Origin of the sequence: Limnohabitans sp. 103DPR2, assembly GCF_001412575.1 — a bacterium.
GTDB lineage: Bacteria > Pseudomonadota > Gammaproteobacteria > Burkholderiales > Burkholderiaceae_C > Limnohabitans_A.
The window spans coordinates 2,548,041-2,574,145 of the sequence record NZ_CP011834.1 but is presented as its reverse complement, the minus strand read 5'-3'; the positions used below and the strand labels follow the sequence as shown (position 1 = coordinate 2,574,145).

General features: G+C 53.2%; 26 protein-coding genes and 1 tRNA gene. 14 read left to right on the top strand and 13 right to left on the bottom strand.

Going from position 1 to position 26,105, the window contains the following annotated elements:
• Nucleotides 1–4: 4 nt before the first annotated feature.
• Nucleotides 5–1,186 (bottom strand): acyl-CoA dehydrogenase family protein, encoded by a 1,182-nt coding sequence (locus L103DPR2_RS12410; protein ID WP_055361361.1) that lies wholly within the window; start codon nt 1,184–1,186, stop codon nt 5–7.
• Nucleotides 1,187–1,311: 125 nt separating this feature from the next.
• On the opposite strand from L103DPR2_RS12410, the gene purN reads away from it, so the two are divergent.
• A complete protein-coding gene (gene purN / locus L103DPR2_RS12405; RefSeq protein WP_055361360.1) occupies nt 1,312–1,902 on the top strand; it encodes a phosphoribosylglycinamide formyltransferase in 591 nt (196 codons plus the stop codon).
• Here the strand turns inward: purN and L103DPR2_RS12400 are convergent.
• Entirely contained in the window at nt 1,892–2,146 is a 255-nt protein-coding gene (locus tag L103DPR2_RS12400; RefSeq protein ID WP_055361359.1) for a DUF1653 domain-containing protein, read from the bottom strand. The genes purN and L103DPR2_RS12400 overlap by 11 nt on opposite strands.
• Nucleotides 2,147–2,187: 41 nt before the next feature.
• Here L103DPR2_RS12400 and L103DPR2_RS12395 point away from each other — a divergent pair, with 41 nt between their 5' ends.
• Together L103DPR2_RS12395 and L103DPR2_RS12390 are read left to right on the top strand one after the other, a co-directional pair.
• On the top strand, nt 2,188–3,444 hold the full coding sequence (locus tag L103DPR2_RS12395; RefSeq protein WP_055361358.1) for an RsmB/NOP family class I SAM-dependent RNA methyltransferase: 1,257 nt from the start codon (nt 2,188–2,190) through the stop codon (nt 3,442–3,444).
• 114 nt (nt 3,445–3,558) lie between these two features.
• Nucleotides 3,559–4,764, top strand: a complete 1,206-nt coding sequence (locus L103DPR2_RS12390; RefSeq protein ID WP_055361357.1) for a DesA family fatty acid desaturase — start codon at nt 3,559–3,561, stop codon at nt 4,762–4,764.
• Between the two features lie 223 nt (nt 4,765–4,987).
• On the opposite strand, the gene rpmG is transcribed toward L103DPR2_RS12390, so the two are convergent.
• The 3 genes from rpmG to trxB all read right to left on the bottom strand — a co-directional run bounded on the left by rpmG (nt 4,988) and on the right by trxB (nt 6,644).
• Nucleotides 4,988–5,158 (bottom strand): 50S ribosomal protein L33, encoded by a 171-nt coding sequence (rpmG, locus tag L103DPR2_RS12385; RefSeq protein ID WP_019425810.1) that lies wholly within the window; start codon nt 5,156–5,158, stop codon nt 4,988–4,990.
• Nucleotides 5,159–5,178: 20 nt separating this feature from the next.
• Entirely contained in the window at nt 5,179–5,412 is a 234-nt protein-coding gene (gene rpmB / locus L103DPR2_RS12380) for a 50S ribosomal protein L28 (RefSeq protein WP_055361356.1), read from the bottom strand.
• A gap of 266 nt (nt 5,413–5,678) precedes the next feature.
• A complete protein-coding gene (gene trxB / locus L103DPR2_RS12375; RefSeq protein WP_055361355.1) occupies nt 5,679–6,644 on the bottom strand; it encodes a thioredoxin-disulfide reductase in 966 nt (321 codons plus the stop codon).
• Between the two features lie 104 nt (nt 6,645–6,748).
• Between trxB and L103DPR2_RS12370 the strand changes: the two genes are divergently transcribed.
• The 7 genes from L103DPR2_RS12370 (at nt 6,749) to L103DPR2_RS12340 (ending at nt 14,727) form a co-directional block, all read left to right on the top strand.
• Complete coding sequence (locus L103DPR2_RS12370) at nt 6,749–9,172, top strand: DNA translocase FtsK (protein WP_055361354.1); 2,424 nt, start codon at nt 6,749–6,751, stop codon at nt 9,170–9,172.
• Nucleotides 9,173–9,247: 75 nt separating this feature from the next.
• Complete coding sequence (gene lolA / locus L103DPR2_RS12365; protein WP_055362033.1) at nt 9,248–9,877, top strand: outer membrane lipoprotein chaperone LolA; 630 nt, start codon at nt 9,248–9,250, stop codon at nt 9,875–9,877.
• The gene (locus tag L103DPR2_RS12360; protein WP_055361353.1) at nt 9,874–11,175 is read left to right on the top strand and encodes a replication-associated recombination protein A; all 1,302 of its coding nucleotides are present in this window, start codon (nt 9,874–9,876) and stop codon (nt 11,173–11,175) included. Before lolA ends, L103DPR2_RS12360 begins: the two co-directional genes overlap by 4 nt.
• Before the next feature lie 13 nt (nt 11,176–11,188).
• Nucleotides 11,189–12,118 carry a branched-chain amino acid ABC transporter permease gene (locus L103DPR2_RS12355; protein ID WP_055361352.1) on the top strand — a complete coding sequence of 310 codons (930 nt, stop codon included), beginning with the start codon at nt 11,189–11,191 and terminating at the stop codon, nt 12,116–12,118.
• Nucleotides 12,119–12,133: 15 nt separating this feature from the next.
• Nucleotides 12,134–13,219 (top strand): branched-chain amino acid ABC transporter permease, encoded by a 1,086-nt coding sequence (locus L103DPR2_RS12350; protein WP_055361351.1) that lies wholly within the window; start codon nt 12,134–12,136, stop codon nt 13,217–13,219.
• Between the two features lie 19 nt (nt 13,220–13,238).
• Nucleotides 13,239–14,009, top strand: a complete 771-nt coding sequence (locus L103DPR2_RS12345) for an ABC transporter ATP-binding protein (protein ID WP_156339960.1) — start codon at nt 13,239–13,241, stop codon at nt 14,007–14,009.
• A 1-nt stretch (nt 14,010) separates the two neighbouring features.
• Nucleotides 14,011–14,727, top strand: a complete 717-nt coding sequence (locus L103DPR2_RS12340) for an ABC transporter ATP-binding protein (RefSeq protein WP_055361349.1) — start codon at nt 14,011–14,013, stop codon at nt 14,725–14,727.
• A gap of 47 nt (nt 14,728–14,774) precedes the next feature.
• Here L103DPR2_RS12340 and L103DPR2_RS12335 read toward each other — a convergent pair whose 3' ends face one another.
• Nucleotides 14,775–15,824 carry a Bug family tripartite tricarboxylate transporter substrate binding protein gene (locus L103DPR2_RS12335; protein ID WP_082466815.1) on the bottom strand — a complete coding sequence of 350 codons (1,050 nt, stop codon included), beginning with the start codon at nt 15,822–15,824 and terminating at the stop codon, nt 14,775–14,777.
• Complete coding sequence (locus L103DPR2_RS12330; protein ID WP_055361348.1) at nt 15,824–16,870, bottom strand: CDP-6-deoxy-delta-3,4-glucoseen reductase; 1,047 nt, start codon at nt 16,868–16,870, stop codon at nt 15,824–15,826. The genes L103DPR2_RS12335 and L103DPR2_RS12330 overlap by 1 nt, the downstream gene beginning before the upstream one ends.
• Before the next feature lie 45 nt (nt 16,871–16,915).
• On the opposite strand from L103DPR2_RS12330, the gene L103DPR2_RS12325 reads away from it, so the two are divergent.
• Together L103DPR2_RS12325 and L103DPR2_RS12320 are read left to right on the top strand one after the other, a co-directional pair.
• Entirely contained in the window at nt 16,916–17,866 is a 951-nt protein-coding gene (locus L103DPR2_RS12325; RefSeq protein ID WP_055361347.1) for an SDR family oxidoreductase, read from the top strand.
• A gap of 10 nt (nt 17,867–17,876) precedes the next feature.
• The gene (locus L103DPR2_RS12320; protein ID WP_055361346.1) at nt 17,877–19,043 is read left to right on the top strand and encodes an MFS transporter; all 1,167 of its coding nucleotides are present in this window, start codon (nt 17,877–17,879) and stop codon (nt 19,041–19,043) included.
• On the opposite strand, the gene L103DPR2_RS12315 is transcribed toward L103DPR2_RS12320, so the two are convergent.
• The gene (locus L103DPR2_RS12315) at nt 19,009–19,563 is read right to left on the bottom strand and encodes a hypothetical protein (RefSeq protein ID WP_156339909.1); all 555 of its coding nucleotides are present in this window, start codon (nt 19,561–19,563) and stop codon (nt 19,009–19,011) included. The two genes, L103DPR2_RS12320 and L103DPR2_RS12315, sit on opposite strands and share 35 nt — an antisense overlap.
• Before the next feature lie 36 nt (nt 19,564–19,599).
• A tRNA-Leu gene (locus L103DPR2_RS12310) sits at nt 19,600–19,684 on the bottom strand.
• Nucleotides 19,685–20,103: 419 nt separating this feature from the next.
• On the opposite strand from L103DPR2_RS12310, the gene L103DPR2_RS12305 reads away from it, so the two are divergent.
• Nucleotides 20,104–20,985 carry a LysR family transcriptional regulator gene (locus L103DPR2_RS12305; protein WP_055361344.1) on the top strand — a complete coding sequence of 294 codons (882 nt, stop codon included), beginning with the start codon at nt 20,104–20,106 and terminating at the stop codon, nt 20,983–20,985.
• 20 nt (nt 20,986–21,005) lie between these two features.
• Here the strand turns inward: L103DPR2_RS12305 and L103DPR2_RS12300 are convergent, their stop codons facing one another.
• Both L103DPR2_RS12300 and L103DPR2_RS12295 read right to left on the bottom strand, forming a co-directional pair.
• Nucleotides 21,006–21,968: a TerC family protein gene (locus L103DPR2_RS12300; protein ID WP_055361343.1), complete on the bottom strand. Its 963-nt coding sequence runs from the start codon at nt 21,966–21,968 to the stop codon at nt 21,006–21,008.
• A gap of 174 nt (nt 21,969–22,142) precedes the next feature.
• Nucleotides 22,143–22,349, bottom strand: a complete 207-nt coding sequence (locus tag L103DPR2_RS12295) for a hypothetical protein (RefSeq protein ID WP_055361342.1) — start codon at nt 22,347–22,349, stop codon at nt 22,143–22,145.
• A 96-nt stretch (nt 22,350–22,445) separates the two neighbouring features.
• On the opposite strand from L103DPR2_RS12295, the gene L103DPR2_RS12290 reads away from it, so the two are divergent.
• Entirely contained in the window at nt 22,446–24,200 is a 1,755-nt protein-coding gene (locus tag L103DPR2_RS12290; RefSeq protein ID WP_082466814.1) for a cation:proton antiporter, read from the top strand.
• 37 nt (nt 24,201–24,237) lie between these two features.
• Here the strand turns inward: L103DPR2_RS12290 and L103DPR2_RS12285 are convergent, their stop codons facing one another.
• Nucleotides 24,238–25,050 carry a DUF6671 family protein gene (locus L103DPR2_RS12285; RefSeq protein WP_156339908.1) on the bottom strand — a complete coding sequence of 271 codons (813 nt, stop codon included), beginning with the start codon at nt 25,048–25,050 and terminating at the stop codon, nt 24,238–24,240.
• Nucleotides 25,051–25,061: 11 nt separating this feature from the next.
• Nucleotides 25,062–26,027, bottom strand: a complete 966-nt coding sequence (locus L103DPR2_RS12280) for a sodium-dependent bicarbonate transport family permease (protein WP_055362031.1) — start codon at nt 26,025–26,027, stop codon at nt 25,062–25,064.
• Nucleotides 26,028–26,105 lie beyond the last annotated feature (78 nt).

The following is a 26,105-nucleotide window of genomic DNA, read 5'->3' as shown; positions in this document are numbered from 1 at the left end:
TGAATTAACCCAAAACGGTTTGAGCCACGATGTTGCGCTGCACTTCATTGCTGCCGCCGTAAATCGTGGTTTTGCGCAAGTTGAAATAGTTGGCGGCCAAAGGTGCATTCGACACCTCGTGGCCAGGGAAATCGCCTTGCCAACCTGCATCCATGGCTTCGAAGATAAAGGGCAGGCTGTAAGGACCGGCGGCCAGCATCATGAGTTCGCTGTAGCGTTGTTGAATTTCGCTGCCCTTGATTTTCAAGAGGCCTGCAATGTCGAGGGAGTTCTTGCCAGACTTCTCGGCAGACAAGACACGCAACACCAACATTTCCAAAGCCACGATGTCCACTTCCAATTTGGAAATTTCATCGCGGAAACGCATGTCGTCGTAAACACCTTCAGTTTTGGCGATGCGCTTCAGGCGCTCGAGTTCACGCTTGGCACGGTTCACATCGGCAATGTTGGTACGCTCGTGGGCCAACAAATGCTTGGCGTAGTTCCAGCCTTTGTTTTCTTCACCGATCAAGTTCTCGGCCGGCACTTCCACGTTGTCGAACCAAACCTCGTTCACTTCGCATTCGCCATCGAGCAATTTGATGGGGCGAACGGTGATGCCAGGCGACTTCATGTCGATCAGCAAGAAGGAAATGCCGGTTTGGGGCTTGCCTTCGTTGCTGGTGCGAACCAAGCAGAAAATCCACTCGCCGTATTGACCCAAGGTGGTCCATGTTTTTTGGCCGTTGACGATGTACTTGTCGCCCACACGTTCGGCACGTGTTTTGAGGGAGGCCAAGTCGGAGCCGGAACCTGGCTCTGAGTAACCTTGGCTCCACCACACTTCGCCGCTGGCGATGCCAGGCAAGAAGCGTTTTTGTTGTTCAGCATTGCCAAAGGCCATGATGACGGGGGCCACCATCACAGGGCCGAAGGGTACAACGCGCGGTGCACCGGCCAAGGCGCATTCTTCTTCGAACAAATGCTTTTGCACCGCCGTCCAACCTGGACCGCCAAATTGCTCAGGCCAACCCCAACCGAGCCAGCCTTTTTTACCCAAAATTTTGGCCCAGCGTTGCATGTCATCGCGGGTCAAGCGCATGGCGCTGTGGACTTTTTGAGAAATGTCGGCGGGTAAATTTGCCTTAACCCATGCGCGAATTTCCTCGCGAAATGCGAGCTCTTCGGGTGTGAATGCCAAATCCATGAAATGTGTCTCCGGTCAAAGCCAGTGATTGAAGAAAAGCCGTTTTTAGCACGACCGTGCGCAAATGCGCTGTCTTGGCTGCGACAAAACCTTATTTAGGCTGCGTGAGCAGGGATAATCCTAGGGTGAAAAAGATTGTCATTTTGATTTCAGGTGCCGGCTCCAACATGGCGGCCATTGTTCAAGCAGCGCATCATCAAGGTTGGGCGCAACGTCTGGGGGTGCAGATTGCGGCCGTGATCAGCAACAAGCCCGGCGCTGCTGGGCTCGATTGGCTTCGCAGCCAATCAGCGTATTCGGCCATTCAAACTGATGTTCTGGAACATACCCAATTTGATTCTCGCGAAGCCTTTGACCAGGCGCTGATGCAGCGAATTGACGCACATGCGCCAGATTTGGTGGTGTTGGCGGGCTTCATGAGAATTCTGACCCCTGGCTTTGTGGCGCATTACGCAGGCCGTTTGATCAACATCCATCCCTCTTTGTTGCCTGCTTTTACGGGATTGAATACCCATCAACGTGCCATCGATGCGGGCTGTAAATTTGCTGGCGCCACAGTGCACCAGGTGACATCCGAGTTAGACCATGGACAGATCCTGGCGCAGGCGGTGGTGCCCGTGTTGCCAGGGGATACCGCGGATGATTTGGCGGCACGTGTATTAACGCAGGAGCATTTGATTTATCCGGCTGCCGTTGCTGGCTACTTCAAGCCGTAGGGCGCTCTTCACCCACCCAAGCAAATCTTGGTTGCACCACGCCATTGATCTCGACGGTTTCGTTGAACATGGCGGCAGGGCGGACCCACATACCTTGTTCGCCGTAAAGCGCTTTGTACAAAGTCATGGGCTCCAATGACTCGCTGTGACGCACGGTGCCTAGCACTTGGTAGAGTAAATTTTTGTAATGACGGTAGTAGCCGGGGCGGGTGGTGATCAGGGGCGGTAAGGTTTCTTCTTGCATGAAGTCTCTCGAAGTGGTGCAGCAGTGGGACAATAGGGACTATGCATCCTAAAGCCCTGTTAGACGCCTGCGCCGAATTGGTCAGGCTCACCCTCCAATTTAACCATCCCGCCGATGCGGTGGTCTCTAGATTTTTTCGCGACAACCGCAACTTGGGTCCGCGCGAACGCGCCACATTGTCCGAGACAGTGTTCAAAGTCTTGCGCCAAAAATTGTTGTTTGAGCACATGGCCCGATCGGGCAGTGGCCCCAAAGAACGTCGTTTGGCCATCTTGGGTTTTGCAGGCCCGCGCGACTTTGTCAAAAGTGCCTTGAACGACACCGAAAAAAAATGGCTCGACATGTGCGACAGCATTCAGCCGTCCGACTTGATGTCGCAGCACATTCACAACTTGCCCGATTGGCTGGCGCGTCCGCTCAAGGAACAAGTGGGCGATGAATTTGAAGCTTTGGCCAAGAGTTTTTTAGAGTCTGGTACTTTGGATTTGCGCGTCAACGATCTGAACGAAAAACGTACTGAAGTTCAAAAAGAATTGACGGCTGCAGGCATCGTTTGCGAGCCCACCCCTTTCTCACCTTGGGGCTTGCGTTTGCAAGGTAAACCTTCACTGGCCAAAGTCAAAGCTTTTGAGCGCGGTGCTGTGGAAGTTCAAGACGAAGGCTCGCAATTGCTGGCGCTGCTCTTGGACGCACACCGCGGCGAAATGGTGGTGGATTTTTGTGCAGGTGCCGGCGGTAAAACCCTGGCCATCGGTGCGGCCATGCGCAACACCGGACGCTTGTATGCCATGGACACCTCTGCACACCGCTTGGATGCGTTGAAGCCGCGTTTGGCGCGCAGTCAATTGTCCAACGTGCATCCGGCTGCCATTGCCCATGAACGCGATGATCGTGTGAAGCGCTTGGCCGGCAAGATTGACCGTGTATTGGTCGATGCACCTTGCTCTGGTTTGGGCACTTTGCGCCGCAACCCAGATCTCAAATGGCGCCAAAAGCCCGAAGGCATTGCCGATGTGACGGCCACACAAACGGCCATTTTGGACAGTGCCGCGCGCTTGCTCAAATCAGGAGGACGCTTGGTCTATGCCACTTGCAGCGTGTTGCCTCAAGAGAACGAAGAGATTGCCAATGCTTTTTCTGCGGCCCATCCTGATTTTGTGCAATTGCCAGTGTTGGATGAGTTGAGTCGCTTGAAGGTGGCCCATGCTGAAAACTTGTGCAATGGCCCTTTTTTGCGCTTGTGGCCTCACCGTCATGGCACCGATGGTTTTTTTGCGGCCATCTGGGTCCGAAAGTGAAATCCAAAGGCTTCATTTTTGAAGCGCTTTGTTGAATTGACTTTCAAATTGAATTCGAAAATCTTAAAATACTAGGATTGCCTGTCAGGGCATCTTTACATAGAAAGCGACTGCATGTTGTTCATCGACTCTGCTGCATTTGACGCAACCCTCAACTGGTTGGCCAATGGACTCTTAGACTTTTCTGGCTGGCAAGTTTTCTTTGTCATTTTGGGACTGACCCACGTCACCATTGCCAGTGTCACCATCTTCTTGCACCGTCACCAGGCTCACAGAGCATTGGACTTGCACCCCGCTGTGTCGCATTTTTTCCGTTTCTGGTTGTGGATGACCACCGGCCAAGTGACCAAAGAGTGGGCGGCCATTCACCGCAAACACCACGCTAAGTGCGAGCAAGCCGAAGACCCTCACAGCCCTCACGTGCACGGCATCAAAACTGTGTTGTTCACGGGTGCTGAGTTGTATCGCAAAGAATCCAAAAACAAAGAAACACTCAGCCGTTATGGTCACGGCACGCCCGACGACTGGATGGAGCGCAATGTGTATTCGCGTTTCTCTTGGCAAGGCGTGGCCCTGATGTTGATCATCGATGTGGCTTTGTTTGGCTTCTTAGGTTTGACCGTGTGGGCCGTTCAAATGGCTTGGATTCCCATCACTGCTGCCGGCATCATCAACGGTGCAGCGCACTATTGGGGCTATCGCAACTTCGAAGCAAGCGACGCCAGCGCCAACATTTCACCTTGGGGCATCTTGATTGGTGGCGAAGAGTTGCACAACAACCACCACACCTACCCAACGTCTGCCAAGTTGTCGGTCAAGCCCTATGAGTTTGATTTGGGTTGGACTTACATCTGCATCTTGCAGTTCTTTGGTTTGGCCCATGTGAAGAAAACACCGCCCGTCTTGGCTTACGGCGAAGTCCGACCTGTGGCAGACGAAAAAACATTGGAAGCCCTGATTGCCAACCGATACGAAGTGATGGCCGGTTACGCCCGCCAGATGCGCAGCGTGTTCCGTGAAGAAGTGGCCAATGCCAAGTTGGATGCAAGTGTCTTGAAAATCGCCTCACGTTGGATTCACCGCGATGGCGACAAGGTCCCTGCAGAAGCGCAAGCACCTTTGAGCGCCACTTTGGCTGCTTACCCTGTGTTGCAAAAAATGCTGGCCATGCGTGAAGAACTCCGCCAAATCTGGCTCAACACCTCACACAACCGCGAACAGTTGGCCTTGGACCTCCAAGCCTGGTGTAAACGAGCCGAAGAGAGCGGCATTGCTGCCTTGCGCGATTTCTCCACGCAACTGCGCGCCGCTAGAGCGTAAGAATTTAATTGGGGTCAGATCAACATTAATTCCCAATCTAAAGGGCATGAGGCAAAGGGGGGCTGAACGATTTCTGGTACTCCAGTATGAGGAAGCCCCCCTTTGCCTCATGCCCTTTAGATTGACAGAATTAATGTTGATCTGACCCCAATTAAATTGGCTCACGCAAGGGCCAGAAACAAAAAAGCCCGCATCAGCGGGCTTTTTGTTGGGTCAAGCTGAATTACTTCAGTTTGATTTCCTTGTACTCAACGTGCTTGCGAGCTTTTGGGTCGAACTTCATGATCGACATTTTCTCGGGCATTGTTTTCTTGTTCTTGCTGGTCGTGTAGAAGTGACCAGTACCAGCTGTAGATTCCAGCTTGATTTTTTCGCGTCCGCCTTTGCTTGCCATGATGGTGCTCCTGTTAGGGTTTAGGCTTGACCGCGTTCACGCAGGTCTGCGAGAACGGCATCAATGCCATTTTTGTCGATCAGGCGCAAAGCGGCGCTGGAAACGCGCAGGCGCACCCAACGGTTTTCGCTCTCTACCCAGAAACGGCGATATTGCAGGTTCGGCAGGAACCGGCGCTTGGTTTTGTTGTTGGCGTGGGAAACATTGTTTCCGACCATTGGGCCTTTGCCCGTTACGTCGCAGACGCGTGCCATGTGGACACTCCGATACTTTTATAAACAGCTGGTGCCTGATCAGTTTTGCGAAGCCAGCGATAACGCTTGCTTGCACAACTTAAGGCGCTCCAGCCTCACCTCGCCAGAAGGGTGGCGGTAACCCATTTTTGAAGACGCCCCTACAGGGACTGTTCAGCAAAGCCTTGGATTATAGCCAGCTTTTTGGGCCTCAGCCAAGCAAAAAGCGCCAAAAACCAAGCTGCCAAAGCTTGGGGTGGTGCAAAACCACCCCCAATTTCAGCGGATCAAGCGCCTTCTTGCTCCAAAAAGCGCTGGGCATCCAAGGCGGCCATACAGCCCGTTCCGGCACTGGTAATGGCCTGGCGATACACGTGATCTTGCACGTCACCCGCGGCAAACACGCCGGGCACACTGGTCATGGTGGCAAAGCCTTTCAGGCCGCTTTGGGTGACGATGTAGCCATTGTCCAAGGTCAGTTGGCCTTGGAAGATCTCGGTGTTGGGGGCGTGGCCAATGGCGATGAAGCAGCCTTTGAGTTCCAAATCTTGCAAAGAGCCGTCTTTGGTGGACTTCAAGCGCACACCGGTGACGCCAGTGTCGTCGCCCAAAACCTCTTCCAGGGTTTGGAAGGTTTGCAACACGATTTTTCCTGCCGCCACTTTGTCCATCAGCTTGTCGACCAAGATGGGCTCGGCTTTGAACTTGTCGCGGCGGTGAATGAGGTACACCTTGCTGGCAATGTTGGAGAGGTACAAAGCCTCTTCCACAGCGGTGTTGCCACCACCCACCACGCAGCACACTTGCTCGCGGTAGAAGAAGCCGTCGCAAGTGGCGCAACCTGACACGCCGCGCCCCATGAAGGCCGTTTCAGAGTCCAGCCCTAAGTATTTGGCGGAAGCACCAGTGGCAATGATCAAGGCATCGCAGGTGTAAACACCGCTGTCACCCGTCAATGTGAAAGGGCGCTTGCTGAAGTCGACCTTGTTGATGTGGTCAAAAACGATTTGCGTGTTGAAGCGCTCTGCGTGCTCCAAGAAGCGTTGCATCAAGTCGGGTCCCTGCACGCCATGCACGTCGGCGGGCCAGTTGTCCACCTCGGTCGTGGTCATCAACTGCCCCCCTTGGGCAATGCCAGTGATCAGCAAAGGCTTCAAGTTGGCGCGGGCGGCGTACACGGCAGCGGTGTAGCCGGCAGGGCCAGAACCGAGGATCAAAACTTGGGCGTGTTGGGTGGGGAGTGTGTTGGACATGATGGGAATCTTGCTGAATTCGGGAAAACGCTAAAACGACATTGTAAGAAGCTTGGCAAACACCTGTTTGACAGGGTCTATCGGGTAAGCTTCAGGGTTAGACCATGACATATTCACTTCGCACCCTTACCAACGCTGCCGGCACCTCCGAAAACGACTCGTCATCAGGCTTGTCAGAAGGTACTGGACTGATGCGTTTCACCCAAGAAATCGTCCTGTTCATGGGCGCCGCCTTGCTTTTGGTCTTGGCCTTGGCCATGTTCAGCTTCAGTCCCAAAGATCCCTCTTGGTCGGGTTCCGGCTTAGGGGGGCCAGTGGTCAACTGGATGGGGCTGGTTGGCGCGTGGTTGGCCGATGGCATGTATTTTTGCTTTGGCTACTCGGCTTGGTGGCTGGTGGCTTTGTTGGGACGTGTGTGGCTGAATGCTTGGGCCGATTGGTTGCGCGGCAACGAGCCCGCATTGGCGCAAGTATCTGAAGAAGAAGCCTCCTGGAAAACGCGCTTGGTGTTTTGGCTGGGCTTGATCGTGCTCATGTCCGCCAGCTGTGCCTTGGAGTGGGCGCGCCTTACACGATGGGATGCGGCCTTGCCCGGCACCAGTGGCGGTGCACTCGGTTATGCCGTCGGAAATTTTTCTTTGAAATGGCTGGGCTTCAATGGTTCCTCCTTGATTGAGGTGGTGTGCGTTGCGCTGGGTATGGGCTGGGCCTTCGGTTTCTCTTGGGGCCAAGTGTGCGAAAACTTAGGTGCCAAACTCGATGGCTTGATGCAGTCACGCCAAGTGAAGCGCGAAATGGAAGAAGACTTGGCCATGGGCCAACAAGCCTTGCGTGAACGCGAGCAGCTTCAATCCAAATTGCCCGTCGAGCCGCAACTGCACCCCTTTGAAAACGAGTTTGAAGAGAAGCCTTTGTTTGCAGCGGCAGGTGTTGCTGCGCCCGTATTTGCAGAGCCCGTCGCACCCATGATCATTGAAGCGCCAGTGGTCGATGTGCCGCGCAGCGAACGCGTGGTCAAAGAACGTCAGAAGCCTTTGTTCAACGAATTGCCCGACAGCAAATTGCCGCAGGTTGATTTGCTCGACAGCCTGACGCAGCGCCAAGAAGGCGTGGCGCCAGAGACGCTGGAGATGACCAGCCGCATGATTGAAAAACGCCTCAAAGATTTTGGCGTCGAAGTGCGCGTGGTGGCGGCCATGCCTGGCCCTGTGATCACACGTTACGAAATCGAACCGGCTACAGGCGTGAAGGGTTCTCAAGTGGTGAACTTGGCCAAAGACTTGGCCCGTTCGCTCAGCCTCATTTCCATTCGCGTGGTCGAAACCATTCCTGGCAAAAACTACATGGCTTTGGAATTGCCCAATGCCAAACGTCAGTCCATCAAGCTCAGCGAAATTTTGGGCTCGCAGGTTTACAACGAAGCCAAGTCCTTGCTCACCATGGGCCTTGGCAAAGACATCGTGGGCAATCCTGTGGTGGCCGACTTGGCCAAAATGCCGCACGTGTTGGTGGCCGGTACCACAGGCTCTGGTAAGTCGGTGGGTATCAACGCCATGATTTTGTCCTTGCTCTACAAAGCAGAGGCGCGAGATGTTCGCTTGCTCATGATCGACCCAAAGATGTTGGAGATGTCGGTTTACGAAGGCATTCCCCACTTGTTGGCCCCTGTGGTGACCGACATGCGACAAGCAGCGCACGGACTCAATTGGTGCGTCGGCGAAATGGAGCGCCGCTACAAGTTGATGAGCAAAATGGGCGTTCGCAATTTGGCCGGTTACAACGCCAAGATTGACGAAGCCACCGAACGCGAAGAATTCATCTTGAATCCTTTCAGTCTCACCCCCGACGATCCCGAGCCGCTCAAGCGCTTGCCCCACATCGTGGTGGTGATTGACGAGTTGGCCGACTTGATGATGGTGGTGGGCAAGAAGATTGAAGAGCTCATTGCGCGCTTGGCCCAAAAGGCCCGTGCCGCAGGCATTCACTTGATCTTGGCCACTCAACGTCCTAGCGTGGACGTCATCACGGGCTTGATCAAAGCCAACATTCCCACGCGCATTGCGTTCCAAGTCTCCAGCAAAATTGACAGCCGAACCATTCTGGACCAGATGGGTGCAGAAGCGTTGCTCGGTATGGGTGACATGTTGTACATGCCCTCGGGAACAGGTTTCCCTATTCGTGTTCATGGCGCCTTTGTGAGCGATGAGGAAGTGCACCGCGTGGTCAGTTACCTCAAGACACAAGGCGAACCCGATTACATCGAGGGCGTCTTAGAAGGTGGCACCACCGATGGTGAAGACACCGGTTATGGCGACAGCGGCGATGCCGAAAAAGACCCCATGTACGACCAAGCCGTTGAAGTGGTGCTCAAGAACCGCAAGGCCAGTATTTCCTTGGTGCAGCGCCACCTCAAGATTGGTTACAACCGCGCAGCTCGTTTGGTGGAAGAGATGGAGAAGGCCGGCCTGGTCAGTTCCATGAGCAGCAGTGGTCAGCGTGAAATTTTGGTGCCTGCGCGCACTGAATAAGTTTTTTGTTTCACTTTAAATCTGATCATGATTGCCTTACGACGATGCATCGGATTTGGCTTGTTGGCCTTGCAGATGGCAACGTTTGCAATGGCCCAGTCTTCTGCCGATTCATTGGACGCTTTGAGCCAATTTTTGAAGCAAACAAACAGCGGCCGTGCGCAGTTCACCCAAGTGGTCACTTCACCGGCCAAGGCCGACCAAGCGCCGCGGCGTAAAACCTCATCGGGTACTTTTGAATTTCAAAAGCCTCAACAATTTCGCTTCGCCTATCAAAAACCCTTTGTGCAAACCATGGTCTCCGATGGTCAGTCGCTGTGGTTGTACGACGCCGATTTGAACCAAGTCACGGTTCGCAAACAAAGCCAATTGCTCGGTCAAACGCCCGCTGCGTTCATTGCGTCCTCGGGTGATTTGAAATCGCTTCAAGCCGAATTCAATTTGAAAGCCGAACCCGAGGCAGAAGGTTTGCAGTGGGTCAAGGCCACACCCAAACAATCTGACGGTGCGCTGCAAGCCATCCGCGTGGGCTTGAAGCCAGCTGGCAGCACATCAACCCCGCCTGTCTTATCGGTGCTGGAAATTGTCGATGGCTTGGGGCAAACCTCGCGCTTGAGTTTTCAAAACTTCGAGGTCAACGTCAAGTTGCCCAACGACAGCTTTCAATTTAAAACGCCTGCGGGTGCACAGGTGATTCGGCCATGAGCGTCAGCGTTCATTTGCAGCAACCTTTGGCAGAGCGACTGCGCCCCCGCAACTTGGGTGAAGTCATTGGCCAGCAACACCTGATTGGTGAAGGATTGGCGCTGCGCTTGGCCTTTGAGTCGGGTCAGCCTCACAGCTGCATTTTGTGGGGGCCGCCTGGCGTTGGCAAAACCACCATTGCACGTTTGATGGCCGATGCGTTTGATGCGCAGTTCATCAGCATCAGTGCGGTACTTGGCGGTGTGAAAGACATTCGCGAGGCGGTTGAAAAAGCGCAGGCCGCACTCGAAGGCCTCCAACCCCAACGCACCATCGTGTTTGTCGATGAGGTACACCGCTTCAACAAAAGTCAGCAAGATGCCTTTTTGCCCCATGTTGAAAGTGGCCTGTTCACCTTCATTGGTGCCACCACTGAAAACCCATCGTTTGAAGTCAACTCGGCTTTGTTGTCGCGTGCGGCGGTGTATGTGCTGCAAGCACTGAACGAGGCAGACCTGAAACAAATCGTTCAGCGGGCGCTAGAGATTGGCGCCATCGCGCCACTTGAAGCCGATGCTGAACAACGCCTCATTGCTTATGCCGACGGCGATGCGCGGCGTTTGCTCAACACCCTTGAAACCTTGGCGGTGGCCGCGCAACGCGAAAAGCTTGAAAGCATTTCGGACGCTTGGCTCTTGAAAGTATTGGGCGAGCGAATGCGCCGCTACGACAAAGGTGGTGAGCAGTTTTACGACACCATCAGCGCCTTGCACAAGTCGGTCAGAGGCTCTGATCCCGATGCCGCCTTGTATTGGTTCACTCGCATGCTCGATGGCGGTGCAGATCCAAGGTACATGGCCCGTCGCTTGATTCGCATGGCAGCTGAAGACATCGGTTTGGCCGATCCCAGGGCTTTGCGCTTGGCCTTGGACGCCGCTGAAGTCTATGAGCGCCTGGGCAGCCCAGAAGGGGAGTTGGCTCTGGCAGAATGCGTCATTTATTTGGCTGTAGCGGCCAAATCCAACGCGGTTTACAAAGCCTTCAACGAGGCCAAAGCCTGGGTCAAAAAAGACGGAACTCGTCCCGTGCCCATGCATTTGCGCAATGCGCCCACCCAATTGATGAAAACCTTGGACTATGGCAAGGGTTATCGATATGCGCACGATGAAGAAGGCGGCTTTGCGGCAGGAGAGAATTACCTCCCTGAAGGCATGCCAGCCCCGGGTTTTTATCGCCCAGTCGACCGCGGTTTGGAAATGAAAATTGCAGAAAAAATGGCCAACTTGCGTGAGATCAATCGCGCACGCGGCGCCAAATAACAGGAGTGACGGTATGGATGTATTTCTTCAACAAGTGATCAATGGACTGGTTCAAGGCAGCATGTACGCCTTGATTGCCTTGGGTTACACCATGGTCTACGGCATCATCAATTTGATCAACTTTGCGCACGGTGAAGTGCTCATGGTGGCTGCGCTCACCAGTTGGTCAGTGATTGGATTGATGCAAGAGTCCATGCCAGGTTTGCCGGGTTGGCTCATGTTGCTGATCTCTTTGATCATTGCCAGTGTGGTGGCCGCAACGCTCAACTTTGCGATTGAGAAAATTGCATACCGTCCTTTGCGCAACAGCCCCAAGTTGGCGCCCCTCATCACGGCCATTGGTGTCAGCATCTTGCTGCAAACCTTGGCGATGATCATCTGGAAGCCCAACTACAAACCCTATCCCACCTTGTTGTCTGCCACCCCCATTCAAGTGGGCGGCGCTGTGATCTCCACCACGCAAATCATGATCTTAGGCGTCACCGCCATTTCCTTGGCCTTGCTCATGTGGTTGGTCAATTCCACCAAGTTGGGCCGTGCCATGCGCGCCACCTCCGAGAATCCACGCGTTGCGGCTTTGATGGGTGTCAAGCCCGACATGGTCATCTCTGCCACCTTCATCATCGGTGCCGTCTTGGCGGCCATTGCAGGCGTGATGTTTGCCTCCAACTACGGCACTGTGCATCACAGCATGGGCTTCTTACCTGGCCTCAAGGCCTTTACAGCTGCGGTGTTTGGCGGCATTGGCAACTTAACGGGCGCTGTGGTAGGCGGTATCTTGCTGGGCCTCATAGAGTCCATTGGCTCGGGCTACATCGGTCACCTGACCGGTGGGGTGTTGGGCAGTCACTATGCCGATATTTTTGCGTTCATTGTGCTGATTGTGGTGTTGACCCTGCGTCCTTCGGGCTTGATGGGTGAACGCGTGGCCGATCGCGCTTAATTGGGAGTTCAAAACATGAATCTTTCTAAAAATACAAAAGCGATGGCCTTGGGTGCGGTGCTCTTGATCTTGCCCTTGGTGTTGCAGCAGTTTGGCAATGCTTGGGTGCGTATTGCCGACATGGCTTTGCTCTACGTCTTGTTGGCCGTAGGTCTGAACATTGTGGTGGGCTATGCAGGTTTGTTAGACCTTGGCTATGTGGCTTTCTTTGCCGTGGGTGCTTACATGTACGGCTTGTTGGCATCGCCCCATCTCTTTGAAACCTTCCCGGCCATTGCAGCCTTGTTTCCGGGTGGTTTGCACATGCCCTTGTGGGTGATTGTGCCGGTAGGTGCAGCGCTGGCCGGTTTGTTTGGCATGCTGTTGGGTGCACCCACCTTGAAGTTGCGCGGTGATTATTTGGCCATCGTCACCTTGGGTTTTGGTGAAATCATTCGTGTGTTCTTGAACAACTTGGACCAACCCGTCAACATCACCAACGGACCCAAGGGTTTGAACCAAATCGACCCCATCCATTTCTTTGGCATCAACTTGGGTAAGAAATTGGATGTGTTGGGTTTAGAAGTGGCCTCAGTCAGCTTGTACTACTACTTGTTCTTGGCCTTGGTGCTGGTCACCATTTTGATTTCCTATCGCTTGGAAATTTCGCGGATTGGTCGCGCATGGATGGCCATTCGTGAAGACGAAATTGCGGCCAAAGCCATGGGCTTGAATACGCGCAACTTGAAACTCATGGCTTTTGGCATGGGTGCCACATTCGGCGGAATTTCTGGCGCCATGTTCGCAGGCTTCCAAGGCTTCATCTCTCCCGAGTCTTTCAGCTTGATGGAGTCGGTCATGATTGTGGCCATGGTGGTGCTGGGTGGCTTGGGTCACTTGCCCGGCGTGGTCTTGGGCGCAGTGCTCTTGTCGGCCTTGCCCGAAATCTTGCGATACGTGGCGGGCCCTTTGCAGTCCATGACCGATGGCCGCATTGACGCTGCCATTTTGCGTCAGCTGCTGATTGCCTTGGCCATGATCATCATCATGTTGATGCGTCCCCGCGGTTTGTGGCCTTCCCACGAACACGGCAAAGCGCTCCAATCCAAAGAGGGAGCCTGACATGAACGCAGAAAATCAAATGAGCAAAACTGTTTTAAAAGTTGCAGGCATCTCCAAACGCTTTGGTGGCTTGCAAGCTTTGTCCGATGTCGACATGACCATTGAACGCGGTCAGGTGTATGGCTTGATTGGCCCTAACGGCGCCGGCAAAACCACGTTCTTCAACGTCATCACAGGCCTCTACACGCCTGACAGCGGCACGTTTGAATTGGCTGGTAAGCCTTATCAACCTACAGCCGTGCACGAAGTGGCACAGGCCGGTATTGCACGCACCTTCCAAAACATCCGCTTGTTTGCCGAAATGACGGCCTTGGAAAACGTGATGGTGGGCCGCCACGTGCGAACCTCTTCAGGCTTGCTAGGTGCTATTTTCAGAACTGCCAAATTCAAACAAGAAGAAGCTGAAATTGCACAGCGTGCACAAGAGTTGCTCGATTACGTGGGCATTGGCAAATATGCCGACTACCGCGCGCGCACTTTGTCCTATGGCGATCAGCGCCGTTTGGAAATTGCACGTGCTTTGGCTACAGACCCCCAACTCATTGCATTGGACGAACCTGCAGCCGGCATGAACGCCACCGAAAAAGTTCAGTTGCGCGAGTTGATTGATCAAATCCGCAAAGACAACCGCACCATCTTGTTGATTGAGCACGATGTGAAGTTGGTGATGGGTTTGTGCGACCGCGTCACAGTACTCGACTACGGCAAAAAGATTGCCGAAGGCACACCTGCTGACGTACAGAAAAATGAAAAAGTGATCGAAGCCTATTTGGGCACCGGAGGACATTGAAATGACAGCCACCTTATTGAAAGTCAAAGGCCTGCAAGTGGCCTACGGCGGCATTCAGGCTGTCAAGGGTGTGGACTTTGAAGTGCACGAAGGCGAGTTGGTATCCCTCATTGGCTCGAATGGGGCGGGCAAGACCACCACCATGAAAGCCATCACAGGCACCTTGCCCATCCACGGTGGCGACATCGAGTACTTGGGCAAGAGCATCGTGGGCCAAGGCCCCTGGGACTTGGTCAAGCAAGGCTTGGCCATGGTGCCAGAAGGCCGAGGCGTTTTCACGCGCATGACCATCATCGAGAATTTGCTGATGGGCGCCTACATTCGCACCGACACCGCCGCCATTCAAGACGACATCGAAAAAGTTTTTCACACCTTCCCGCGCTTGCGAGAACGCAAAGACCAATTGGCCGGCACCATGTCGGGTGGTGAGCAGCAAATGTTGGCCATGGGCCGTGCGCTCATGAGCCGTCCCAAAGTCTTGTTGCTCGACGAGCCTTCCATGGGTTTGTCGCCCATCATGGTTGACAAAATTTTTGAAGTGGTGCGCGATGTCTTTGCGCAAGGCGTCACGGTCTTGTTGGTTGAGCAAAATGCCAGCCGTGCCTTGGCCATTGCCAACCGTGGCTATGTGATGGAGTCGGGTTTGATTTCCATGACCGGCCCTGGCCAAGACTTGCTGAACGATCCCAAAGTTCGAGCCGCCTATTTGGGCGAATGAAAAAAAGGCGCTGAATTCAGCGCCTTTTTTTATCAGGTGTCAAAAGCTCAATCGACCTTGGCACCGCTGGCTTTCACCACCGGTTCGTACTTGGCCAGCTCGCGCTTCATGAACGCTGCAAATTGTTCAGGCGTACTGCTCACAGGCTCGGCCATCATCAAACCAAAACGTGTTTTGGTTTCTGGTGCATTCAAGGCAGCAGCAAAGGCTTGATGCAAACGCGCCACCACAGCAGAGGGCGTGTTGGCTGGGGCCACCAAGCCCCACCAAGTGTCCACTTCAAAACCTTTCAAAGTTTCGGCCATGGCGGGGATATCGGGCAGGGCGCTGCTGCGCTGTGCCGTGGTGACGGCCAGTGCTTTGAGCTTGCCTGCCTTGATGTTGGGCGCTGCGGTGGCCAAGTTGTCGAAGTTGAAATCGACTTGGCCTGACAACAAAGCCAGCTGTGCAGGGTTGCCGCCGTTGTAGGGAATGTGAACCGCAAAGATGCCTGCATCGCGCTTGAACATTTCGGCGGCCAAATGGCCTGCACTGCCATTGCCACCAGAGCCCACGTTCAGTTTGCCAGGATTGGCTTTGCCATACGCAATCAAATCGGCCACAGTGTTGATTTTGAGTCGCTGAGCTGTGTCGGCATTCATCACCAGCACATTGGGCACGCGGACCATTTGCGTGATGGCGGCAAAGTCGGTGGCCGCATTGAAGGGCATCTTGTTAAACAGCCAAGGATTGATGGCGTGCGTGGCCACGGCAGAAATGCCAATGGTGTAACCATCGGCAGGTGCTTTGGCCACAATGTCCACACCCAAGTTGCCACCGGCGCCTGGCTTGTTGTCAATGATCACAACACCCAGCGAGTCTTTGACGCGCTCAGCCAACGCACGTGCGGTGATGTCGATGGGACCTCCGGGTGCATAAGGCACCACCAAACGAATGGGCTTGTTCAACGCAGGCGCGGGTGCGGCCACGGGGGCGGGTGCAATCGCAGGTGCGCTGGGCTGTGTCTGAGCCGAAACAAGGCCGCTGAAAAACGATGAGGCAGCTAAGAAGCCAGCAGACAGCAGCCATGTGCGGCGATGGACAAATGTGTTGCGCATCAATTGGACTCCTTGGCCTTGTCGGCTTCCGTGGTGAATGAATCTGCAAAGAAAGCCTCTTCGGGCAGACCAGCTTTGCCAACGTAATCTGCGCGCGCTGAATCCACCACAATGGGTGCGCCGCAGGCATAAACTTGGTAGCCGCTTAAGTCGGCGTGATCTTGCAGCACAGCTTGGTGCACAAAGCCTGTTCGGCCGGTCCATGCATCTTCTGGCAAAGCATCGGACACCACAGGCACGTATGTGAGGTTGGGCATGGCTTTCACTTGCGCTTCCACCCAGTCGCTCATGTACAAATCGGAGGGACGCCGGCCGCCCCAATACAGGGTGGCTGGACGCGTGATGTTCTTGTGCTGCATGTGCTCGATCAAGGCTTTGATCGGTGCAAAGCCTGTACCCGATGCCAATAAGATGATGGGTGCTTGCGAGTCTTCACGCAAAAAGAAACTGCCGTATGGGCCTTCAATGCGCAAAATGTCTTTTTCTTTCATGGTGCTGAACACCACATCGGTGAACTTGCCGCCGGGCATGTGGCGAATGTGCAGTTCCACTTTGGGTGCTGCAGGGTCCAGGGTGTGGGGTGCATTGGCCATGCTGTAGCTGCGCCGTGCGCCATCGCGCAGCAAAAATTCCACGTACTGACCCGCATGGAATTTCATCACGTCGGTGGCAGGCAGTTGCATGATCACTGACATCACATCGTGAGACTTCTTCTCGAGGCTGACCACACGAACCGGCATTTTCTTGATGGGGAAACTGCCTTCTTCGGTCACTTGGCGGGACTCGAGCACCACATCGCTTTGTGCTTTGGAACAGCATGTCAAGATCAAGCCTTGCGCCTCCTCTTCAGCACTCAAGGCCTTGGCTTGGTGTTCGCCGTGAACCACGGTGCCAGAAATCTTCTTGCACTTGCAAGAACCACAAGCGCCGTCTTTGCAACCATAGGGCAGGCCAATGCCTTGGCGAATGCCTGCCGCCAGCAAAGTTTCGCTGCTGTCAGCACTGAAAGTACGGCCACTTGGCTCAACGGTGATTTGGAAGCTCATGTTTTCGTTATCCTAGGGGGGTCTGAAATTCTTGAACCCCTGATTTTGCCTTCAAACCAAACCCCTTTGGGCGCCTTGCCTGCTCGCTTTCGAAAAGAGCGCGTTTTGATCATCGGATGTGGTGATGTAGGTCAACGTTCGGCCAAACAATGGGTGGGTCGAACCAGGGTGGCCGCCTTGACCTCGAGCCCAGAAAAAGCTGCCAGTTTCAGGGCGCAGGGCATTGTTCCGCTGATCGGTAACTTAGATGCACCCGAAACCCTGCAGCGTTTGTCCGGCTGGGCAACGCGCATTCTTCATTTAGCGCCACCGCCCGCCGACAGAGTGGGCGGCTGGTCGACCGATCCGCGCACCCTGAACCTCGTCAGAGCACTTCAAAAGAGAAGCTTGCCCAAAAGCTTGGTGTATGGCTCAACCAGCGGTGTGTATGGCGATTGTGGTGGCGCCTGGGTGCCCGAAACGCAAACAGTTCAACCCCATACGCCTCGCGCGATTCGGCGTGTGGATGCTGAGCGCATCGTTCGATTTCTTGGCAAAACAGGTGTTCGAACCAGCATTTTGCGAATTCCAGGTATCTACGCAGCCGACCGGCCCAACGGCACACCACGCGAGCGCCTCCTGAAAGGGACCCCGGTGTTGGTCGCGCAGGACGATGTTTTTACCAATCACATCCATGCCGATGATTTAGCCCGGGCTTGTGTAGCCGCTGTGTGGCGTGGGAAACCGCAGCGCGTGGTGCATGTGACTGACGATACGCATTTGAAAATGGGTGATTACTTTGACATGGCAGCTGACCTGATGGGATTGCCTCGTCCACCCCGCGTGAAGCGAACACAGGCACAAGAAACCTTGCCACTGATGCTGTTGAGTTTCATGAGTGAATCACGCAGGTTGCAGAATCAACGGCTCAAATCTGAACTTAAGATTCGATTGCATTACCCGACGGTGAGAGAAGGTTTGCTGCCCTTGGCGGCCAAACTTCCGAAGACAATTTGAAAATCTGCGCATGAAATTTTTCCAAGTTATCGGTTGGAACATGTCTGCCGTTCAACGTGTCTATGCTGCATTTTTTCTTTATGCCTTGGCTTTGGGAGGTTTGTATCCCCGCATGGCAGAGGTGCAGAAAAGCATGGGTGTGGCCGAAGGTGCTTTGGGCTTGGGTCTCATCGGTACAGCGTCGGGCACTCTCATTTCTTTGACCTTTGGAGGCCGATGGATTGAGCGCTGGGGTGCTCAAAAAATTCTATGGGTGGGTCTGCCGCTCGTCACCGTTTTTTATGCTTTGGCTGCATTTGCCACCCATCCCTTTTGGATGTTCATGAGTTTGTTGCCTGCTGGCATTTGCATTGGCGCCATTGAGCAGGTGGTTAATTTAGAAGCTGATCGTGTTGAATTTGCGGTGGGTCGTCGCATCATGAACAGGGCTCATGCATTTTGGAGCATTGGCTTCGCATCTGCGGGTTTGTTAGGGGGTTTGGCTGCGCAAGGGGGCTTGTCACCGCAACTTCATTTGTTGGGCATGGTGGCTGTGGTCACCCTCATGGTGATGATGCTGTTGGGCAGGTTTGAGGCTGCACCTCACAGGCCACGTGTCAGTTCAGAAGACACTCAGGTAAGCGTTCAGTTCGCATGGCCAACGCCTGCTATTTTGATGTTGGTTGTGGCCACCTTTGCGGCCATGCTCATGGAAGGTGCGGGCATTGATTGGTCTGCCATTTACATGCGTGATGTTTTTTCAAGCAGTCCCTTTGTGTGTGGTCTGGCGGTTGCTGCAGGCGCCACAACCCAAGCAGTGACCCGTTTTTTTGCTGATCGTTTGGTGGAGCGATTTCAACCCGTTCGCGTTGCCAGAGGTTTGATTTTGGTTTTAGGTTTGGGTGTCTGCGCTGTCACTTGGGCTCAAGCTGCATGGTTGGCTTTGTTGGGTTTGGCGTTGATGGGTGTTGGCACCAGTGCCATTTTTCCGCTGGCCATGTCTGCCGCTGCACAGCGCACTGACAGACCTGCGGCCGTGAATGTGGCCGCTTTGGCGCAAACTTCATTTGTGATTTTTTTGATTGGCCCACCCTTGTTGGGTTGGGTGGCTGAGTACTTCGGCATTCGCGCCACCTTTGCGGTCAGCTTGCCATTGGTGGCGCTCAGTTTTTGGGCCGCGAAGAGCCTGAAAAATTGAAGCCCCGCTTTTCAAGCGCATCGACCAGCGCTTTTGTGAGGTAAGCGCCAAGCAAAGCACCGTTGAAGTCGCCAACGAACATCCAAGCGGCCTCTTGCAGATCAAAGTCACGCGTAGATTCCAAAATTTGCCAAGAAGTGTGGTGGATCAGTGAATTGCAAACGCAATAAATGAGCGTCAGCGTTATGAGGTCACGCAAATAAGTGAGCTCGACGCGTCTTTTAAAGTAGAGCCTGAAGCCAAAGAGGGCAAGCAATGGCCCGGTCGCTGAGCATGCAATGTTGAAAAGTGCAAAAGCCAGTGCCTCATTGAAGTTGCCCATAAGAAACAGGCCGCCCAGAATGGTTGTGAGCGTTCCGTAAACAGGCCCCAACACCAGCAGATTGAACAGCCGCAAAAAAGCAGGCAAATAGATCAACGAGATATGGTGGTTGATGGTGGCAAAGTCAAACAGCCAACCATTCAGGATGTGCACTGCGGGGTACAGTACAGCTAATGCAATTATTAGCAGGAATAGCATTTCGCAATTAATGTGATTCGATTTGAGAAAAATCGATGGTGCCCGAGGCCGGAATCGAACCGGCACGCCTTGCGGCGGGGGATTTTGAGTCCCCTGCGTCTACCAATTTCACCACCCGGGCAGGATTGCGAAGAACGCGATTATGACATATTTTTTTCGGGTTTTGCATCGGGTCTTTGGTTTTTTGTACTCTGACCGTTGACCGTCATTGCTCTTGATTTTATTTGGCTTATTTGCCCCTTGAGGGGCTTGGGTATTTCAACTTACAGGGCCATCATCATGAATGCGCTGCCACTCAAACTGAGCAGGCCGGTTGCGAGTAACAACTTGGCGTCTTGTTGATTTTCTTTCTGTACTCGTACCAGGCCGCGTACAGAACTGCGACGGCAATGATTAAAACGCCAATGGACATGTCAATTGTTTGGATGTCAGTCATATTCTCTCCATGAAATGCGGGGATTGCGAAGGAAGCTAAGGTAGTTCAGCAAGCGGTTCTGAAAAAGCAGAAAATTCAATAACAACCATCCTTAAAAAACTGTCATGAGCGTCCATTTCAATTACAAGCACCTTTACTATTTTTGGGTTGTGGCCAAGGAGGGCGGCATCACCAAAGCTGCAGACAAGTTGGACATGGCTGTCCAAACTGTCAGCGCACAAGTTCGTGAGCTGGAAAAGTCTTTGGGCTTTGCGCTTTTGAAACCTGCTGGTCGAGGATTGGTGTTAACGGAAGCTGGCACAGCGGCCATGAAACAAGCCGACCTTATTTTTCAAATAGGTGAAGCATTGCCGTCACATGTTAGAAATGCAGCCAGCAAACCAATGGCGCGATTGACGGTTGGCATTTGTGACAGCTTGCCCAAGATGGTGGCGCACCGTTTGTTGCTGCCCATCATGTCGGTGAAGAATCTAAAGCTCACATGTTACGAGGGTGAACTGGAAGACCTGCTTGGGGACTTGGCCTTGCATCGCCTTGATGTGGTGCTGTCAGATCGCGCTGCACCCAGTAACAGCAATCTCAAGTTGTACAGCCATGCGCTGGGCGCCAGTGACATTGCCTTGTACGGGACGAAATCATGGGTCAAGGCGGCGCGCCAACATTTTCCGCAAAGTTTGTCTTCTGTACCCATCCTGCTGCCGACAGCGCATACCGCAATGCGTGATCGATTAGACCGCTGGTTTGAACAGCAGCACATCACCCCCAACGTGGTGGGTGAGTTTGAGGACAGTGCCCTGCTGCAAACATTCGGTGCCAATGGCATGGGCATTTTCCCAGCTGCAGAATGGGTTCAAGAAGACTTGGTGTCGCAGTACGGCGTCAGCAGACTTGGCGCTTGTACCGGTGTTAAAGAGCATTTCTTTGCCATCGGCACAGAGCGAAAAGTACATCACCCCTTGGTTCAGTCGCTGTTGCAACACAAGTGAAAAGGGGGTTGGTTTGAATGTCAGTTGCTGTGACTCTCGGGCTTTGCCGTCTTCACGCTTAGCCACATGGTTGCTGCAAGGACGACCACCACCACAGCCAAAGATGCAACAACAGGTACTTTGTAGACATCCACCAAGCACATTTTGGTGCCAATGAACATCAAAATGACAGCCAAGCCATAGTTGAGTAAATGAAACTTGGAGGCGACATTGGCCAACAAAAAGTACATCGCGCGCAGACCTAAGATGGCAAAAACATTGCTGGTCAAAACGATGAACGCGTCGTCCGTGATGGCGAAGATGGCAGGGATGGAGTCCACGGCAAAAATGATGTCCGTGATGGCAATCAAACAGATGACCATGAACAGTGGGGTCGCTATCTTCTTGCCATTTTCGACTGTCCAAAACTTTTCACCGTCGTAAGACTTGCTGACAGGTATCAGTTTGTTCAGCAACTTGAGGGCAGGGTTGTCATCCAAGCTGGGTTCCTTGCCGGCAGCCCACCACATCTTGATGCCAGTGAGTACCAGGAATGCACCAAATACATAAAGAATCCAGTGAAACTGGGCCAGTAGCCAACCACCGATCAAGATCATGACGGTGCGCAACACAATGGCGCCCACAATGCCAATCATGAGCACCCTTTTTTGATAGTGCGAGGGAACAGCAAAGTAGGTGAAGATCATTAAGAAGACAAAAATGTTGTCAACAGCCAGAGACTTCTCAATCAGATAGCCTGTTAAAAATTCGAGGGCTTTGTCGTTGGCCATTTCAGTGGAGTTGGCAGTGTCTTTCACGGCCCACCACAACAGACCGTTGAACAAGAAGCTCATGACAATCCAAACCACGGACCAGCGCAGCGCATCTTTCATGCTCATGTCTTGAGAGCCTTGTTTTTTGAGCATCCAAAAGTCAATGAACAAGGAGACTAAAACAATGACCACAAAAGTGATCCAAAGCCAAAGAGGGGCAATTGTTTGCATGATGAGAGCGTCTATGTAGGTTGTAGATTCAATGAAATTACAAAAATGCTTTGAGGTTCACTCTGTTTTTTTTGTATTAAATCACAACAATACTTCGGATAATTGGGATGGTTGATTCCTGTTTTCCGGAGTGTTTTCAGTCCAACATCATGCGCGACGTTCTCTGGGGGCTGTTTATGGCAGCACGTTCCCAAACACAATCAACAAAACCACCGCTGCTATCAAAAAGAATTTCAAGATGAAGCCTGATTTGTCTTTGCCTTCGGGCTCATCAGCTTGACGCTTCTGAGTGCCTGCAGGGTTGTCTGTTGATGGCGGTGCTGGCAATGTCAACTTGGATTTCAAGCGACGAATGGCGTTTTGCATGACGACTTGAATCATGGTTGTTCCTTAAAGTTTCTTTGTCAAAGATAACTCTAACCTTGTCCGAATAATCTGATATTTGTCAGGTCTATATCAAAGGGTTAGCATAGGACCATGAGTTCCTTGGACTTAACCCTGCTTTACCTCCTTGCTGCAGTGCTTGGGGTGGCCGCATGTCGGGTTTTCAAATTGCCACCCATGCTTGGCTACCTGGCGGTGGGCGTGGTCATTGGGCCCAATGCGCTGGCACTGGCGCAAAATTCTGAAGGCATACGCCATTTGGCCGAGTTTGGCGTTGTGTTCTTGATGTTTGTCATTGGCTTAGAGTTCAACTTGCCCAAACTCAAAAGCATGCGGCGCCATGTCTTTGGCCTGGGCTCCATGCAGGTCATCCTCACCATGGCCTGTGTCACTGTGGGGTCGATGTTTTTGGCCAGCATGGCGCCATCGATTTGGCAAATGCGTTGGCAAACCGCCTTGGCTTTGTCGGGCGCCTTGGCCATGAGCAGCACGGCCATTGTGATCAAGCTCATGGTGGACCGTTTAGAGCTTGACTCGGAGCATGGCAAGCGCGTGGTGGGCGTCTTGTTGTTTCAGGATTTGGCCGTGGTGCCTTTGTTGGTTCTCATTCCCGCTTTGGGTTCTGCGCCCGAGCAAATGGCCATGTCCTTGTTGTTGGCTGGCATCAAGGCCGCCTTGCTGTTGACGCTTCTTCTCACGGGTGGGCAACGCGTGATGCATGCTTGGTTAACTTTGGTGGCCAGGCGTCAAAGCCAAGAGCTGTTTGTGCTGAACATTTTGCTCACCACATTGGGCTTGGCATGGCTCACTGAAATGGCGGGTTTGAGTTTGGCGCTGGGTGCTTTTGTGGCCGGCATGTTGATTTCTGAAACCGAATTCAAGCACCAAGTTGAAACCGACATCAAGCCTTTTCACGATGTATTGCTGGGCCTGTTCTTCATCACCATTGGCATGATGCTCGATTGGCGCATTGTTTGGGATCGTTGGGAATTCGTGTTGCTGCTGGTCACTGTGCCTGTAGCTTTCAAGTTTTTGCTGATTGCCGCGTTGACAAGGCTGAGTGGCGCCAGTGAAGGTGTTTCTTTAAGGACAGGTTTGTACTTGGCGCAAGCCGGTGAATTTGGCTTTGTCTTGTTGACCTTGGGCAACCAAAATCAACTCATTCCGGCGGATTGGTTCAATCCTGTGCTGGCCAGCATGGTGCTGTCGATGCTGGCAACACCTTTCATTGTGATGAATGCCAACCGCTGGGTCATGAAATGGGCCAACAGCGATTGGTTGCAGCAGTCTTTGCAAATGACCCAAATGGCGCAGCAAAGCATCAGCACGGAGCAGCATGTCATCATCTGCGGCTATGGCAGGTGTGGTCAAAACTTGGCCAGATTGCTGAAAGCGCAAAACATTCCCTACATGGCCCTTGACCTCGACCCCGATCGTGTCAACGGTGCCTTGGCGCAAGGGGATCATGTGGCATTTGGTGACGCCGCCAGATTGCAGTCTCTGATGGCGGTGGGTTTGGCCAGGGCCAGTGCTGTGGTGGTCACGTACCTCGACAATGCGTCATCCTTGCGCGTGGTTGCTTTAACTCGAGAGCACGCACCCAAGGTTCCTGTGGTGGTGCGGACCAAAGATGATCGAGATCTTGAGAAATTTCAAGCAGCCGGCGCGACAGAAGTGGTGCCTGAGTCCGTCGAGGGATCATTGATGCTGGCGACACACGCATTGGCTTTGATGGGCGTACCCATGAAACGGGTGATTCGCATGGTGCAAGCGCAAAGGCAGCAGCGCTATGAACTGCTTAGAGAGCAAACATTTTCTGATGAATCTGAAAACGCAAGTGCCCGTTAACGCATTGGGGAATCAGTACACCCCAGCCATTGGAGGCTTAGGGGTTGCAGACATCACACTGTGCTGCTGAAGCCCAAGTGTTGAGCTCTTTGATTTCCGCGTACCCGCAGTTGGCGCAGGACCATTGCTCGGCTTTGGGCAGTCGCGTAGGGGTGTGGCATGTTTTGCACAAGGCCCCTGCAATGAGTTGGGTCAGGCCGAATCCAGGCAATTGACATTGGGGGCAATGCGAGCCCAACAGCGCCTGAAGTTTTTCTGCAGTTTGCGCAATCACGTTCATGCGTGTGGGGTTCATGTGGGCGCGCATGTCGGTTTCAAGCCATAACGATGAATTGAGTGCCAAGGCGCTCTTCACCAGTTCTTGAAATGCATCCGGGTCTTGAACACCTTTTTGAAAATAAGAATCTGATGGACTTCCCACAATCAAAGCATGGCCAGGAAACCGCGATTGCTTTGCAAATTCTTCAGCCTCTTCAAGTGAGGTAATACGCTGCGAAGCAAAATTGGTGTCTGCCGTGCCGTGCACAGCGTAAATGGCATGCTGATGTGCGGCGTCCCAGAAGGCCAATACTTCGTAATTCCAAGGCAAAAGATGAACCTGAGGATGAGGTCCAAAGGCGCCTTCACTGCCCAATCCAAAAGCATGGCCTGTCAATTCACACGCCAGTTGCGCTTTCTTCAAAGCCGTTTGCATTTGGCTTAATTCGCGGGCTTTCTCGTTGGTGAACGTGCCCAAGCTGTCTGTGTTGAAAGTGTCATGCAGAACGACGTCGAAACCACTTTTCGCCATGGCTGTTTTGACAGCCACATCTTTGTGGTGACAAGTTAAGAATGCGAGGGTGTGCGCCATGTCATGACCGTTCAAGCGACATACTTTTGCGCTATTTGAAAATAGAAGGGAATGCCCAGAATGATGTTTAGCGGAAACGTCAGACCCAAGGACAGGCCAAGGTACAACGTGGGCGAGGCTTCCGGTATGGCCAGTTTCAAGGCGGCGGGCACAGCAATGTAGGAAGCGCTAGCGGCCAGCACCATGAGGAGGAATGAATCACCCAAGGACAGTTGAAGCGCCAGTGCAACCATGAGGGCAATGCCGCTGTGAATCAAAGGGCCCAAAGTGGCGTAGGCCATGAGCCAAGGTGACTGGCCCTTCAGGTTGGGAAAGTTTCTGGCAGTGGTCAAGCCCATGTCCAGTAAGAAAAAAGCCAGCATGCCCTTGAACAAGTCCACCGAAAACGGCGCCATCATTGCTTTGCCTTGGTCGCCCGACAAAATGCCCACCAACATGGCGCCAAGCAACAGAAGTTGCGCGCCATCCGTCAATGACTCGTGGAGGGTTTGACGCAAGCTGTGGACTTGCCCGGTTGAAGTGCTCGCTGCTTGCGTACGCACTGAATTCACCCAAAAAACTGCCAACAAAATAGCTGGCGATTCCATCACGGCCATGGCTGCGGACATGTGGCCTGAATAGGGCACATTTTGACCGTCTAAAAATTGCACACTGGTGATAAAGGTGACGGCGCTGACGGAGCCATATGTGGCGGCAATTGCCGCGGCGTCAAAGGGGCCAGTTAGTTTTTTGAGAACTTGGTAGCCCGCCAAAGGAATGATGATGGCAAGCAGCAGGCCTGCACCTAAACCCTTGACAACCTCGAGTGTCAAGCCAGACTGTGCCAAGGCAAATCCACCTTTGAGGCCCAGTGCCATGAGCAGGTAAAGCGATAAAAATTTGGAAATTGGGGCGGGTATTTCCAAATTCGACTTGACCAAGCCCGCACCAACCCCGAAAAGAAAAAACAAGATGGCTGGGTCCATGAAGTTGTTCAGCATGATCTTGTTTGTTTTTTTATCTTGAAGGCACGAGTGAGCAGATTTTTATGGAATCTCTTTAACCTTTCCTGATGT

What these genes read in the sequence shown, in the direction of transcription:
- L103DPR2_RS12410 (WP_055361361.1), bottom strand. Translation starts at nt 1,186, where the DNA reads ATGGATTTGGCATTCACACCCGAAGAGCTCGCATTTCGCGAGGAAATT.
- L103DPR2_RS12290 (WP_082466814.1), top strand. Translation starts at nt 22,446, where the DNA reads ATGAGTTCCTTGGACTTAACCCTGCTTTACCTCCTTGCTGCAGTGCTT.
- L103DPR2_RS12315 (WP_156339909.1), bottom strand. Translation starts at nt 19,563, where the DNA reads ATGCTATTCCTGCTAATAATTGCATTAGCTGTACTGTACCCCGCAGTG.
- L103DPR2_RS12395 (WP_055361358.1), top strand. Translation starts at nt 2,188, where the DNA reads ATGCATCCTAAAGCCCTGTTAGACGCCTGCGCCGAATTGGTCAGGCTC.
- L103DPR2_RS12320 (WP_055361346.1), top strand. Translation starts at nt 17,877, where the DNA reads ATGAAATTTTTCCAAGTTATCGGTTGGAACATGTCTGCCGTTCAACGT.
- L103DPR2_RS12400 (WP_055361359.1), bottom strand. Translation starts at nt 2,146, where the DNA reads ATGCAAGAAGAAACCTTACCGCCCCTGATCACCACCCGCCCCGGCTAC.
- L103DPR2_RS12350 (WP_055361351.1), top strand. Translation starts at nt 12,134, where the DNA reads ATGAATCTTTCTAAAAATACAAAAGCGATGGCCTTGGGTGCGGTGCTC.
- L103DPR2_RS12335 (WP_082466815.1), bottom strand. Translation starts at nt 15,824, where the DNA reads ATGCGCAACACATTTGTCCATCGCCGCACATGGCTGCTGTCTGCTGGC.
- rpmG (WP_019425810.1), bottom strand. Translation starts at nt 5,158, where the DNA reads ATGGCAAGCAAAGGCGGACGCGAAAAAATCAAGCTGGAATCTACAGCT.
- L103DPR2_RS12360 (WP_055361353.1), top strand. Translation starts at nt 9,874, where the DNA reads ATGAGCGTCAGCGTTCATTTGCAGCAACCTTTGGCAGAGCGACTGCGC.
- trxB (WP_055361355.1), bottom strand. Translation starts at nt 6,644, where the DNA reads ATGTCCAACACACTCCCCACCCAACACGCCCAAGTTTTGATCCTCGGT.
- L103DPR2_RS12370 (WP_055361354.1), top strand. Translation starts at nt 6,749, where the DNA reads ATGACATATTCACTTCGCACCCTTACCAACGCTGCCGGCACCTCCGAA.
- L103DPR2_RS12305 (WP_055361344.1), top strand. Translation starts at nt 20,104, where the DNA reads ATGAGCGTCCATTTCAATTACAAGCACCTTTACTATTTTTGGGTTGTG.
- L103DPR2_RS12340 (WP_055361349.1), top strand. Translation starts at nt 14,011, where the DNA reads ATGACAGCCACCTTATTGAAAGTCAAAGGCCTGCAAGTGGCCTACGGC.
- L103DPR2_RS12390 (WP_055361357.1), top strand. Translation starts at nt 3,559, where the DNA reads ATGTTGTTCATCGACTCTGCTGCATTTGACGCAACCCTCAACTGGTTG.
- rpmB (WP_055361356.1), bottom strand. Translation starts at nt 5,412, where the DNA reads ATGGCACGCGTCTGCGACGTAACGGGCAAAGGCCCAATGGTCGGAAAC.
- L103DPR2_RS12285 (WP_156339908.1), bottom strand. Translation starts at nt 25,050, where the DNA reads ATGGCGCACACCCTCGCATTCTTAACTTGTCACCACAAAGATGTGGCT.
- lolA (WP_055362033.1), top strand. Translation starts at nt 9,248, where the DNA reads ATGGCAACGTTTGCAATGGCCCAGTCTTCTGCCGATTCATTGGACGCT.
- L103DPR2_RS12295 (WP_055361342.1), bottom strand. Translation starts at nt 22,349, where the DNA reads ATGATTCAAGTCGTCATGCAAAACGCCATTCGTCGCTTGAAATCCAAG.
- L103DPR2_RS12345 (WP_156339960.1), top strand. Translation starts at nt 13,239, where the DNA reads ATGAGCAAAACTGTTTTAAAAGTTGCAGGCATCTCCAAACGCTTTGGT.
- L103DPR2_RS12300 (WP_055361343.1), bottom strand. Translation starts at nt 21,968, where the DNA reads ATGCAAACAATTGCCCCTCTTTGGCTTTGGATCACTTTTGTGGTCATT.
- L103DPR2_RS12355 (WP_055361352.1), top strand. Translation starts at nt 11,189, where the DNA reads ATGGATGTATTTCTTCAACAAGTGATCAATGGACTGGTTCAAGGCAGC.
- L103DPR2_RS12330 (WP_055361348.1), bottom strand. Translation starts at nt 16,870, where the DNA reads ATGAGCTTCCAAATCACCGTTGAGCCAAGTGGCCGTACTTTCAGTGCT.